Origin of the sequence: Streptomyces sp. NPDC058239 (assembly GCF_042882185.1) — a bacterium.
In the GTDB taxonomy this organism is placed as follows: domain Bacteria; phylum Actinomycetota; class Actinomycetes; order Streptomycetales; family Streptomycetaceae; genus Streptomyces.
Genome location: NZ_JBHVWS010000060.1, coordinates 21,653 through 33,956 on the forward strand (window position 1 = coordinate 21,653; position 12,304 = coordinate 33,956).

A 12,304-nucleotide genomic window follows, 5' to 3' on the forward strand; every position below is an offset into this window, starting at 1 on the left:
CAACGACAAAGGGCCGTCACCCGAATCACCGGGTGACGGCCCTCCGCAATTGAGTACTCCCTACGCGCCCAGCAGCCTGCGCACCCGGTCCGCCCCCACGGCCAGCAGCAGCGTGGGCAGCCGCGGCCCCGTGTCCCGGCTGACCAGTAGCCGGTACAGCAGCGCGAAGAACGACCGCTGCGCGACCTTCAGCTCGGGCGACGGCTTGGCGTCCGGCTCCAGGCCCGCCAGGATCTTCGGCACTCCGTAGACGAGCGTGGTGAGCCCGTCCAGCGACCAGTGCGAGTCCAGCCCTTCCAGGAGCAGCCGCAGCGACTCACGGCCCTGCTCGTCCAGCGAGCCGAGCAGTTCCTTGTCCGGCTCGTCGCGGACGATCGTGCGGGCCTCGGCCGGGACCTGGCTGGTGATCCAGTTCTCGGCGCGGTCGAGCCGGGGCCGGGCCTCGTCCAGCGAGGTCAGCGGGTTCTCCGGGTCCAGCTCGCTCAGGATGCGCAGCGTCTGCTCGTCGTGCCCGGCCGTGATGTCGACGACCGACGCGAGCGTGCGGTACGGCAGCGGGCGCGGCGTACGCGGCAGCTCACCGGCGGCCGTGCCGACGGCCCTGGCGTACGCGGCGGCGTCGGACGGCAGCACCGAGCCGTCCGCGACCTTGCGCGCCAGCGAATCCCACTCGTCGTAGAGCCGCTGGATCTCCTGGTCGAAGGCGATCTTGAAGGACTGGTTGGGCTTGCGGCGCGCGTACAGCCAGCGCAGCAGCGGCGCCTCCATGATCTTCAGCGCATCGGCCGGGGTCGGCACGCCGCCCTTGCTGGAGGACATCTTCGCCATGCCGGAGATGCCGACGAACGCGTACATCGGGCCGATCGGCTGTACGCCGTCGAAGACCTCGCGGACGATCTGGCCGCCGACGACGAACGAGGAGCCCGGCGAGGAGTGGTCCACGCCGCTCGGCTCGAAGATCACGCCTTCGTACGCCCAGCGCATCGGCCAGTCGACCTTCCAGACCAGCTTGCCGCGGTTGAACTCGCTCAGCCGGACGGTCTCGGCGAAGCCGCAGGACGTGCAGGTGTAGTTCAGCTCGGTGCTGTCGTCGTCGTAGGACGTGACGGTCGTGAGGTCCTTCTCGCAGTTGCCGCAGTAGGGCTTGTACGGGAAGTAGCCGGCCGAGCCGCCGCTGCCGTCGTCCTCGCCGGCCGCACCGGAGCCCGCCTCGGCCTCCAGCTCGGCCTCGTCGACCTTCTTCTGCTGCTGCGGCTTCTTGCCGCCCTTGGCTCCGGCCGCCGGGTCCTTCTTCGTCCGGTACCGGTCGAGGACGGCGTCGATGTCGGCCCGGTGCTTCATCGCGTGCAGGATCTGCTCGCGGTACGCGCCCACCGTGTACTGCTCGGTCTGGCTGATGCCGTCGTACTCGACGCCCAGCTCGTCCAGCGCCGCGGTCATGGCGGCCTTGAAGTGCTCGGCCCAGTTCGGGTACGTGGACCCGGCCGGGGCGGGCACCGAGGTCAGCGGCTTGCCGATGTGCTCGGCCCAGGAGTCGTCGACACCCGGGACACCGTTCGGAACCTTGCGGTAGCGGTCGTAGTCGTCCCAGGAGATCAGGTGCCGGACGGTGTAACCCCGGCGGCGGATCTCGTCGGCGACCAGGTGCGGGGTCATGACCTCACGAAGGTTGCCCAGGTGGATCGGGCCCGACGGGGAGAGACCGGACGCGACGACGACCGGTTTGCCAGGCGCACGACGCTCCGATTCGGCGATGACATCGTCCGCGAAGCGGGAGACCCAGTCGGTCTCGGTGCTGCTCTGACTCTGAGCCACGGTCTGCACGTCCTTCTCTCTTGTAGGACTCGTAGGAACACCCTTGTGGGACTCGTAGGGGCATCGCCCATTCTCCCAGGTCCCACCGGCAGCGCGAAAACGGCTTTACTCGCCGTGGAATACTGGGTGTGATCCCTTGTACCCCTACGGAAACGGCAGCCAGCTCATGGCCTCGGTCAATTCCCTCGCTTCCACGCTCCAGCAGCAGCTGGCGGACGCCCTGACGGCAGCGCTGCCGGATGCCGGCACCGCGGACCCGCTGCTGCGACGAAGCGACCGGGCCGACTTCCAGGCCAACGGCATCCTGGCCCTCGCCAAGAAGCTCAAGGGCAACCCGCGCGAGCTGGCGTCCCAGGTCACGGCCGCGATCCCGGCAGGCGGCCTGATCAAGGAGATCGAGGTCTCCGGCCCCGGCTTCCTGAATGTGACGCTCTCCGACAGGGCGATCATCGAGACCCTCGCCGCGCGTGACGCGGACGACGAGGGCCGGCTCGGTGTCCCGTACAACAGCGCCGCGGGCACCACGGTCATCGACTACGCACAGCCGAACGTGGCCAAGGAGATGCACGTCGGCCACCTCCGTTCCGCGGTGATCGGTGACGCGATGGTGCAGATCCTGGAGTTCACGGGCGAGACCGTGGTCCGGCGGCACCACATCGGCGACTGGGGCACCCAGTTCGGCATGCTCATCCAGTACCTGATCGAGCACCCGGGCGAGCTGAACCACGAGGGCGACGGCGGCGCGGCGGACGGCGAAGCCGCCATGTCCTCGCTGAACCGGCTCTACAAGGCCTCGCGGGTGCTCTTCGACTCCGACGAGGAGTTCAAGGCCCGCTCCCGGGACCGCGTCGTGGCGCTCCAGGCCGGCGACGAGGAGACGCTCGCCATGTGGCAGCGCTTCGTCGACGAGTCGAAGATCTACTTCTACTCGGTCTTCAACAAGCTCGACATGGAGATCCGGGACGCCGACATCGTCGGCGAGTCCGGCTACAACGACATGCTGGAGGAGACCTGCCGCATCCTGGAGGAGTCGGGCGTCGCCGTCCGCTCCGAGGGTGCGCTGTGCGTGTTCTTCGACGATGTGAAGGGCCCGGACGGCAACCCGGTGCCGCTGATCGTCAAGAAGTCGAACGGCGGCTACGGCTACGCGGCGACGGACCTCTCCGCGATCCGCGACCGGGTCCAGAACCTCAAGGTAAACACCCTGCTGTACGTGGTCGACGCGCGGCAGGCCCTGCACTTCAAGATGGTCTTCGAGACGGCCCGCCGGGCCGGCTGGCTGAACGAGGACGTCAAGGCCGTGCACCTCCCCTTCGGCACGGTGCTCGGCAAGGACGGCAAGCCGTTCAAGACCCGTGAGGGCGAGACGGTCCGGCTGGCCGACCTCCTGGACGAGGCGATCGACCGGGCATCCACCGTCGTGCGCGAGAAGGCCAAGGACCTCACCGAGGACGAGATCACCGAGCGGGCCACGCAGGTCGGTATCGGCGCGGTGAAGTACGCGGACCTGTCGACGTCGGCCGCCCGCGACTACAAGTTCGACCTGGACCAGATGGTGTCGCTGACCGGCGACACGAGCGTGTACATCCAGTACGCGCACGCCCGGTCCCGCTCCATCAAGCGCAAGGCGGGCGAGCTGAAGTCCCAGCCGCACCCGGAGCTGGAGCTGGCCCCGGCCGAGCGCGCGCTGGCCCTGCACCTGGACCAGTTCGCCGAGGTCGTGGCCGAGGTCGCCGCCGCGTACGAGCCGCACAAGCTGGCCTCGTACCTCTACCAGCTGTCGTCGCTCTTCACGACGTTCTACGACCAGTGCCCGGTGCTGAAGCCCGAGGTTCCGGGCGATGTGGCCGAGAACCGACTCTTCCTCTCGGACCTCACCGCCCGCACCCTGCACCAGGGCATGGAGCTGCTCGGCATCAGGACCCCCGAGCGCCTCTGAGCCGACCGGGGCACCCGCCCCTACGCACCGGCCCGGTGGCCGTGACCGCTATTCCTGCTCCTTGGTCACCCACTGGGCCGTGTCGTACCGGTACATGTACGTCGGCCGCACCTTGATGCTGCTGGTACGGAACGGCTTCCCGCCGTCGTCGATGCGCAGCGTCCCCTCCCGGCCGCCGCTGCTCCACTCCAGCTCCAGGTACCAGCTGACGTCGTGCCCTTCGACATGGGCGTTGAGGTCGAACACCTCCACATCGGTGGAGGACACCCGGAACGGGAAGTCCTTCGGCGGCACCCGTACGTCCCCCTGCTTACCCGCCACCGGGGTGAGGGTCGGCCGGCCGTCGTCGAGGTCGATGTCGAAGGACTGCGGGGTGATGCCGCTCCCGCAGCCCTCCCCCATCGAGTACGCCGACCACGCCAGCGGCGCCTTCCGGGACAGCGTCCGCACATGCAGTCCGTTCAGCACGACGGCCTGCCCCGACTTCCCCTGCACGGTGACTTCGAGCAGCATGCTGCCGCCGTCCACCCCGCCGAGCGCCCTGGCCCAGCCGCGGGTGTCCTGCGGCGGGGGCGGCGGAGGCACGTCGTTCGGCTTCTGGTCCAGCACGTAGTACTGGCCGCAGGGCTCTTCCCAGTTGTACGAGCTGATGGTGGCGCTCAGGGGTACGCCCCCGCTCTGCTGCCCACCCGACCCGGCTCCCGTGCCGTGCCCCCCGGACGTGGCGGAGGCGCCGCCGGACGGCGGGGACGAGACGGTCGCCGAGCCGGACGGTACGGGTTTGCCCGACTTCTTCGCCCCGCTGGGCGAGGCGGTGGCGCTCGCGTCGGGGCCGGGCCGGACGCGCGCGGCCCCGTCCGGGTCCTTCGCGTCCACGGCGGGGGCGTTGCTGAGATCGTCGGTGCCCGTACCCGACAGATTGCTGACGACGATCGAGGTCGGCACGGTCAGTGCGACGACGGCGACGGCCGCGAGCAGCACACGCGCCCGCGCGGAGGCCAGGAACCGCCGGGGCCGGCTCGCCCCACCGGCCAGGATCGCGGGTTCGGGCTCGGGTTCGGGTTCGGGCATGAGCCCGGACGCGTCGCCACCGGCCCCGGAGCCACGAACCGCCTCCGGACCCGAGTCGGAAACCACGTCCGAAACCACTTCCCGCACCGGCTCGGCAGGAGCAGGAACAGGAGCAGCCGCGGCAGGGCGTCTGCGGGCCGCATCCGCCACGATCCACCGCCGGTGCAGCTCCACCAGCTCGTCCGGACTCGCCCCGCACAGCCGCCCCAGCCGCTCCACCGGCGCGTACTCATTGGGCACGGCGTCACCGTTGCAGTACCGGTGGAGCGTCGACGTACTGACGTGCAGTCTTCCGGCGAGAACCCCGTAACTGTGTCCCGAACGGTCCTTCAGTTCCTTGAGCAGAGCCGCGAATTCCTCGGCCTCCGGCGTCGCCACTGCGGCGTTCCCCCTCCTGGTTCGTCCCGGAACACCGTTCCAGGGACGTGGAATTTGCCCAGGTCACAGTACGCGCAGACATTCCAGCTTCCCCAATGGGTCGTTCGGCGTTGCGGCCGGAATCTGCCGTCCCGCAGTCTGTGACCACACCGCAGAGACCACCGGGACGACACAGTGCGAACCCGTTTCCGCATCGAGTTGATCGATGCCGTGGCAATCGGCGTAGTGATCGTGTCGACCACGATCGTCATGGTCCTGATCTGCCATCACTGACTGAACAACCTCACCAACACACACGGGGAGTACCACCATGCGCAGCAACCGCATCCGCACCACCGCCCTCGCCGCGACCGCCCTCCTGGCCGCCCTCTCGCTCACCGCCTGCAGCGACAACGGCAGCGGTGACAACGGCAAGACGGGAGCGGCGGCTCCGGCAGGGAGCACCGCCGGCCGGCAGTCCCCGACCGCCACCGCGCCGGACTCGGACAAGGACGCCAAGGACACCGGCGGCACGCCCAACGCCCCGGCCGAGAACACGGCTGCCAACTCCAAGGACTCCACCTCCGGCACGAGCGGCCGGAAGAGCAACACCGGCGCCACCGGCAACAAGGGCACCGGAACCGGCAACAGCTCCCCCGTCACCTGCACCGGCGGGAACACCAAGGTCACCGTCAGCAAGGTGAGCCGCCCCATCAACCACCTGCTGCTCACCGCGACCAACACGGGCTCCCGCCCCTGCTACGCGTACCACGCGCCGGCGCTCCGGTTCGACGACGCCCAGGCCGCCTTCCCGGTCCTCCGCGACAGCATCCCGCAGGCCGTGGTCACCCTTGAGCCGGGCCAGTCCGCCTACGCCTCGATCGGGCTGTCCGGTGAACCCGACGGACAGGACCTGCACAAGGGCACCCGCCTCGGGGTGTACTTCACCGGCAAGAGCAACCAGGGCTCCACGGGCGCCCCTGCCGAACTGACGCTCCCGGCCGGCACCCACTGGGGCGACAACGGCTTCGTCACCTACTGGCAGAGCGAAATGGACGATGCCCTCATGTACTGATTCGTCCACAACTCACGTTCCCCCAAGGGCAGTCGATCGCAGAATCGGAGATCGAGCCCGAGGGGGAGACGTGTGTACGAAGAGCGGCGGCAGAGCGACGGCCACCGCCGCCGCAGTCGCAGCGCTGGTGCTGGTCACCGGCTACGGGAAGGCACCCGGTGACCGGCCGTCGGACACGGACACGGCATCCGCCGCCTCACCGCCCCCACGTGACTACAAAGCCGATGCCGTCTTCAGCGAGAACCCGATGTCCGACTCCGACCCGGCCAAGAACGACCGCGTCCTGTGCGGCAAGAAGCTCTGGGCGGGCGGCACAGAGATGACAGCCGGCCGGGCGTACGACTCCGCATCCCCGCTCCACTGGCAGATATGGGTTCCGGTCACCCTCTTCGGTGCCGCACTCGTCGTCCTCGTGGCTGCCCGGCTGAGCCACCGCAGGCACCCGGGCAAGCCCGCCCCCGGTTAGCATCGGCCGTATGGCGATGTTCGTGCACCTGACACCCGCAGCGAACGCGGCGCGCATCCGCCGCTCCGGGATACGGGCCACCAGCCACGGCCGCGACGGCTCACGGGGCCTCTACTGCTTCCCCGTCCTCCCCTCGTACACCCTCACCCACCAGTGGCTGCGCGAACTGGCCCGGCACGGCGGCCCACGCGGTCTCGTCGCCGTACACATACGGCTGCCCGACGACGAACCCGTCACCGTGGGCCGCTACAACCACCACCCCTCGGCCACCACAGCCGCCGAGGCCGTCCGCCGCACAGCCGCCCTGGACGACCCGCGCGGCTGGGAAGTGTTCGTCCCCCGCGCGGTCACCAGACACGAAGTGCACCGCCTCCGCGCCGTCAGGCAGGTCAACGGCTGGCGCTACTTCCCCAACTCCAACGGCAGGACGCCCTGCACCTGTTTCGGTTGCAGAGTGCGCGGCGAATACGGCTCACAGCGCCTGCGCCGACGCCGGCCGCACCCCCTCGACGGCCCGGCGCCCGCAACCCCGGTCCTCCTCCGCCGGATCGCCGCAGCGGGCACCCCCGGCGACCCCACGGAACTCACCGAGACCCTCCACTGGTTCGGCATGCGCCGACGCGGACCGCTCGCCCAGCTGACCCACCTCGCGGACCACCCCGACCCACAGGTCCGTGTGGCCCTCGTCGAAGCCGTCGCCAACTGGTCGACACCGGGCGTCAGGGAACTCCTCGACCGCCTCTCCCAGGACCCGGACGCGGATGTCCGGGAGGCCGTCGAATTCACCGCGCCCGAGGAACAGCCCTAACCGAACTCGCACCACACCACCTTGCCCGGGTCCCGCTCCCCCACCCCCCACGCATCCGCCAGCGCCGCCACGATCACCAGCCCACGACCCGACTCCCCGTCCGGCTCCCGCACGCCCGGCTGCCCACCCCCGCTGTCGTGGACCTCGACCCGCAGCAACTTCCCCTCTTCACGCAGCAGCAGCCGCACCAGATACCCCCGCCCCGGCGGCACCCCGTGCACCAGCGCATTCGTGGCCAGCTCGCTCACACACAGCAGTACGTCATCCAGCCGCGCACCGAACCCCCAGTCGGTGACAGCTCCTCGTACGAACTCCCTCGCCGCAGGAACCGATCGGCGCTCACGCCGGTAGAACCGCTCACGCAGCAGCGAGAGTTGCATCGTCTCGTTCATGGGACGAGAGTCACACTCTGTGACTACGCTGCCGCAGTATGCGCACCCGTACAGATTTCTTGTACGGGTCGTGCGCGCGTGACGTACGCATGCAGGTGGGAGTTCGATCCGTATGCACCCCAGGAAGCGGCAGCGCAAGAACGCGTCGGCAATGAAACTCGTGGGCAAGCTGGTCGGCGTGTTCCGCGTCGCGGCGGGCCTGACCCAGGCCCAGCTCGCCGACCGGGTGGGCCACCAGGTGGAGACGATCGCCTCGATCGAGCAGGGCAGACGCGCGCTGCTGCCGGGCCTGGCCCGCCAGCTGGACCAGTTACTGGATACGAAGAAGGCGCTGGAGACGGCGGTGGAGAACATGCCGGAGATCGATTTGATCCCGGCGTGGGCGGAGCAGTACATGGACTTGGAACATGCGGCCCTCGCTCTGTCCTGGTTCGAGAACCAGGTACTGCCCGGCCTGCTCCAGACGAAGAACTACGCGCGAGCGGTCTTTCGCACCGACGTCCCGACTTTGAGCGAAGAGGACATTGAGCAACGAATCGCAGCAAGGCTCGAACGGCAAGAGATCCTGCTTCGAAAGCCGCCACCAACCGCGAGCTTCATCTTCTCCGAGGCAATCCTGATCGACCGACTCGGCGGGAACGACGTGCATACCGAGATGTTGCAGCACGTACGTGCCTGTATGGAGATCCCCGGGATCGCTATCCAGGTAATGCCGCTCGGCCGCCGAACACATGCCGGGCTCTCTGGCCCCTTCATTCTCCTGGAGACCCCCGACCACCAGCGTCTCGCCTACACGGAGACGCAGCGCGGCAGCCAGCTCATCTCCACTCCGGACGAAGTAAGCATCCTGGAACGCAAATATGCGATGCTGCGAACGCAGGCCCTCAACACCGAAGCGACGAGGGAACTGTTGGACCGGCTGCTAGGAGAGCAATGAGCACCGCACGTGAGTGGTTCAAGTCGAGCTACAGCAGCGAGCAGGGCGGCGCCTGCCTCGAAGTCGCGTACACCTGGCGCAAGTCGAGCTACAGCGGCAGCGACGGCGGCGAATGCGTCGAGATCGCCGCCCACCCCGCCGCCGTCCACATCCGCGACTCCAAGAACCCCGACGGCCCCACCCTCACCATCGCCCCCACCACCTGGACGGCCTTCGCCGGCTTCGCCGCCGACCGGCGACTCGTCTGAGCCCACGGGAGGAATACCGCATGGCTGTCATCCACCACACCACACTGACACCCACCAAGCTGGAACTCCTCGCCTCCTGGCTGCCCGCACAGCCCTGGTACCGCGGCAAGTCGGGACAGCAGCCCGAGCTAGCCAGGACCGGCGGATTCCGACTGGACGACCCGAAGGGCGAGGTCGGGATCGAGTTCATGGCGGTCACCGACACATCGGGGGACCAACCGGTCACGTACCAGGTGCCGTTCAGCTACCGCGGCGCCCCGATCGCGGGCGCCGACCAAGCGCTCATCGGGACGACCGAGCACGGGGTGCTGGGGCAGCGGTGGGTGTACGACGGGACGCGTGACCCTGTCCTCGTCGCCCAGTTGCTCGCACTGATCGTCGGCGAGGCCGAGCCGCAGATGCAGAGCACGAGCGACACCCCCGACCCGTCCGTCACCGGTTGGTTCGCGGAGACCGGCGCAACGGCGGCGATCGCCTCCACGACCGTGAGCGACGACCCGAGCGGTACGGACCTCCTCGTGGAGACAGCAGCCGACGGACGCCGGCTGACCATCCACATCAACCGCGTTCTCCAGCCCGGCCAGGACACCGAGGGGCAGGCACTCGGCCACGTCACAGCGGACGCGCCACTCCCCGACGGCACCACTGCTCGCACCGCTTTCGCCGTCGTTCTCGCACACCCGTAGTCCAAGGCCCGTGCCACCGGCCGCGCCCCACCGCTGTCAGTGGCCGCGTCTAGAGTCGCGGTCATGGCGACGCTCCCTAACCCGCTCCCGTCCCTGGCCACGTCAGGGCTTCAACTCCCGCCCGGCTCACTGGTGGACGCCACGGTCGACGGCACGTGGCACGAACCGCTGCTCTGGTACGCCGACGAGCCCGCGTCCCCCGGGACGTGGGCCGAGCTGCGTGAGGCGGGACGGCCGGTCGGACTCATTCCCGTCCTGATCAACGGCGGGATACGCGACCAGTGGCCCGACACCTGGGACCTCGCCCCGGACAGAACGTCGTACCCGGGTGATCACGACGCCGAGGAGGTGCTCGGCGAGTACTGGGCGGACTGCGCGCCCGAAGAACTCGACGCCGCCGACGGCGAATGGCCGGGCCTGGCCCCCGCCCCGGCCGCAGACGGGCCCGACAGCCCGGACGACCTGGCGGCCGAGATCGCGAACCAGTGCACCGACCCGGACGGCTGGTTCCCCGGCACACGGGCGGCGCTCGTCCCGGCCCGGCGCAGTGCGGACATCCCGGCGGCGATCGGCTGGTCGGGATCGGTCAACTACGAGAACGACGTGGCCCGGCTCTGCGCGGTGCTCCGCTCCTGGGAGGACCGCTTCGGCATACGGGTCGTGGTGCTCGGCTTCGACACCCTGACCGTCTCCGTCGGGCGTCCGCCGACCACCGTGGCCGAGGCGCGGGCGCTGGCCGCCGAGCACTTCGCATTCTGCCCGGACAACATCAACCAGAACCCGCCGTACGACCTGGACGTCTACGCCGAGAAGATGCTGCTGAACCGGGAGACCTGGTCGTTCTGGTGGGACTGAACAGAACTCGGCCGGACTGAGTACGACAACTCATGCGGCGTCCCCGGACAACGAGTTGACTCGTACGCATGCCCGAAGGCGTCACGAACACCCGTCCCCCGCGCACCTGGATCGCGTCACTGATCTCCACGATCGTGACGCTCCCGCTCGCGTTCTTCGCCCTGGTCTTCGGCGGGCTCTCGCCGATGGCCTGCGACTCGTGCGACGAGGCCGAGGCCCACCGGTTCGACACCAGCTTCGATCCCGCGTGGACGGTGCTCACCCTCGGCCTGGTGCTGGCGCTGGGTGTGCTGGTCGCGAGCTGGGTGTTCAGCAGGCGCAGGCCACCGGCCGGTCTCGCCCTCGCCGTGCTCGCGCCCAGCACCGTGTTCGTCGCGTGGGTGACGTTCATGACTCTGGTCGACTGGCCCTGAGCCCCCGGAGGCGTACCGATGCCCGCTCGGGCAGCCATGGGCGGCCTGGCGGCAGGGACGGCGGGCCAACGGGGGGCGTCCGGCCACCCATCGGCCCGACACACCGGCAGTGCTGGTCCGGCCCCATCGCACCCCCGCGAGGGTCGGTCAACGGGGCCTGCAGTACGAGGAGTTCGATCAAATACCGACCGGACTCTACCCACCGGTAACCAAGGGTTGGCACGATGCGTGCGACGCAACAGTCTCACCCCTCACCCAAGGAGACCGGTATGGCGGCATTCGGCCGACTCAGGAGCATCGCCACAACAGCGCTCCTCACCGCGACACTCGCAACGGGCACCGCCCTTCCGGCACTGGCCGCGCCCCCCGCCGCGACCCCCGCCTCCGCGGCCACCACTGCCACGGCGGCTGCAAAACCGGACTACGCGACCTGGCAGGCAGACATCGCCGCCGTCCTGGACCAGGCGGACACCTACGTCGACGGACGCACCGAGTCACTGCCCGCCGGGGAGAAGCCCGCCATCGTCCTGGACATCGACAACACCTCGCTGGAAACCGACTACTCGTGGGCCTTCCCGACCCCGGCGATCCGCCGGACCCTCGCCCTGACGAACTTCGCGCACGCCCGGGGCGTCACGATCTTCTTCGTATCGGCCCGTCCGAACTTCATCGAGTCGATCACCCGGTACAACCTGAAGTCGGTCGGCTACCCGGTCGACGGCCTGTACGGCCGGTCGATAGGTGACCTGTTCTCCGAGGTGAGTGCGTTCAAGACAGCCCAGCGGGCAAAGATCGAGAAGAACGGCTACACGATCATCGCCAACATCGGCAACAACACCACCGACCTGACCGGCGGCCACGCCGAACGCACCTTCAAGCTCCCCGACTACGACGGCGAACTCTCCTGAACAGCGCGGCTCCCTGCCGCCCCGCCCCTTCCTCCTCGACCCGACCTGGGCAGGGCGGCAGCCCGCATCCTCACCGCGTCGCTCCTGCACCCGGTCCGTCTGCGCGTCGTGCACACCATGGCCGGCGGGCGGACACTCACCACGGCTCAGAGCCTGTCGGGACGAGCTCATGGAGGTGATCGTCGAGATGCGCGGCGTGATCGTGTCCCGGATGGGAAACACCTCTTCCCCGGAGCGCACCCGACATCTGATCAGCGCGATTCTTTTCCCCGCCGAGGAGCGGCCTCCGGGGCCCGCTGACAAGCAGGGCTGAACGCGGATGCCCCGCCCGGGG

General features: G+C 69.1%; 14 protein-coding genes. 11 read left to right on the forward strand and 3 right to left on the reverse strand.

Features of this window, described 5'->3' with window-relative positions; all coding sequences use genetic code 11:
* Positions 1-60: 60 nt before the first annotated feature.
* A complete protein-coding gene (lysS, locus tag ACFVYE_RS39515) occupies positions 61-1,824 on the reverse strand; it encodes a lysine--tRNA ligase (protein ID WP_383965603.1) in 1,764 nt (587 codons plus the stop codon).
* A gap of 157 nt (positions 1,825-1,981) precedes the next feature.
* On the opposite strand from lysS, the gene argS reads away from it, so the two are divergent.
* Positions 1,982-3,754 carry an arginine--tRNA ligase gene (gene argS / locus ACFVYE_RS39520; protein WP_383965601.1) on the forward strand — a complete coding sequence of 591 codons (1,773 nt, stop codon included), beginning with the start codon at positions 1,982-1,984 and terminating at the stop codon, positions 3,752-3,754.
* A gap of 48 nt (positions 3,755-3,802) precedes the next feature.
* On the opposite strand, the gene ACFVYE_RS39525 is transcribed toward argS, so the two are convergent.
* Positions 3,803-5,203 carry a helix-turn-helix domain-containing protein gene (locus ACFVYE_RS39525; protein ID WP_383965598.1) on the reverse strand — a complete coding sequence of 467 codons (1,401 nt, stop codon included), beginning with the start codon at positions 5,201-5,203 and terminating at the stop codon, positions 3,803-3,805.
* 310 nt (positions 5,204-5,513) lie between these two features.
* Here ACFVYE_RS39525 and ACFVYE_RS39530 point away from each other — a divergent pair, with 310 nt between their 5' ends.
* The 3 genes from ACFVYE_RS39530 to ACFVYE_RS39540 all read left to right on the forward strand — a co-directional run bounded on the left by ACFVYE_RS39530 (position 5,514) and on the right by ACFVYE_RS39540 (position 7,531).
* The gene (locus ACFVYE_RS39530) at positions 5,514-6,257 is read left to right on the forward strand and encodes a DUF4232 domain-containing protein (RefSeq protein WP_389608591.1); all 744 of its coding nucleotides are present in this window, start codon (positions 5,514-5,516) and stop codon (positions 6,255-6,257) included.
* Positions 6,258-6,327: 70 nt separating this feature from the next.
* Positions 6,328-6,723, forward strand: a complete 396-nt coding sequence (locus ACFVYE_RS39535) for a hypothetical protein (protein ID WP_383965593.1) — start codon at positions 6,328-6,330, stop codon at positions 6,721-6,723.
* A gap of 10 nt (positions 6,724-6,733) precedes the next feature.
* Positions 6,734-7,531, forward strand: coding sequence for a HEAT repeat domain-containing protein (locus ACFVYE_RS39540; protein WP_383965590.1), 798 nt, complete (start codon positions 6,734-6,736; stop codon positions 7,529-7,531).
* On the opposite strand, the gene ACFVYE_RS39545 is transcribed toward ACFVYE_RS39540, so the two are convergent.
* A complete protein-coding gene (locus ACFVYE_RS39545) occupies positions 7,528-7,923 on the reverse strand; it encodes an ATP-binding protein (protein WP_383965587.1) in 396 nt (131 codons plus the stop codon). The two genes, ACFVYE_RS39540 and ACFVYE_RS39545, sit on opposite strands and share 4 nt — an antisense overlap.
* Before the next feature lie 112 nt (positions 7,924-8,035).
* On the opposite strand from ACFVYE_RS39545, the gene ACFVYE_RS39550 reads away from it, so the two are divergent.
* From ACFVYE_RS39550 to ACFVYE_RS39580, 7 genes are all read left to right on the forward strand, one after another.
* Positions 8,036-8,860 (forward strand): Scr1 family TA system antitoxin-like transcriptional regulator, encoded by an 825-nt coding sequence (locus ACFVYE_RS39550; protein WP_389608592.1) that lies wholly within the window; start codon positions 8,036-8,038, stop codon positions 8,858-8,860.
* Positions 8,857-9,108: a DUF397 domain-containing protein gene (locus ACFVYE_RS39555; RefSeq protein WP_383965585.1), complete on the forward strand. Its 252-nt coding sequence runs from the start codon at positions 8,857-8,859 to the stop codon at positions 9,106-9,108. Before ACFVYE_RS39550 ends, ACFVYE_RS39555 begins: the two co-directional genes overlap by 4 nt.
* Before the next feature lie 20 nt (positions 9,109-9,128).
* A complete protein-coding gene (locus ACFVYE_RS39560; protein ID WP_383965582.1) occupies positions 9,129-9,794 on the forward strand; it encodes a 1,4-alpha-glucan branching protein in 666 nt (221 codons plus the stop codon).
* Positions 9,795-9,857: 63 nt separating this feature from the next.
* Entirely contained in the window at positions 9,858-10,649 is a 792-nt protein-coding gene (locus tag ACFVYE_RS39565; RefSeq protein ID WP_389608593.1) for a DUF4253 domain-containing protein, read from the forward strand.
* A gap of 68 nt (positions 10,650-10,717) precedes the next feature.
* Positions 10,718-11,062, forward strand: a complete 345-nt coding sequence (locus ACFVYE_RS39570; protein ID WP_383965576.1) for a hypothetical protein — start codon at positions 10,718-10,720, stop codon at positions 11,060-11,062.
* 269 nt (positions 11,063-11,331) lie between these two features.
* The gene (locus ACFVYE_RS39575) at positions 11,332-11,970 is read left to right on the forward strand and encodes an HAD family acid phosphatase (protein ID WP_383965574.1); all 639 of its coding nucleotides are present in this window, start codon (positions 11,332-11,334) and stop codon (positions 11,968-11,970) included.
* A gap of 169 nt (positions 11,971-12,139) precedes the next feature.
* Positions 12,140-12,283 (forward strand): hypothetical protein, encoded by a 144-nt coding sequence (locus ACFVYE_RS39580; RefSeq protein ID WP_383965571.1) that lies wholly within the window; start codon positions 12,140-12,142, stop codon positions 12,281-12,283.
* Positions 12,284-12,304: the final 21 nt, after the last annotated feature.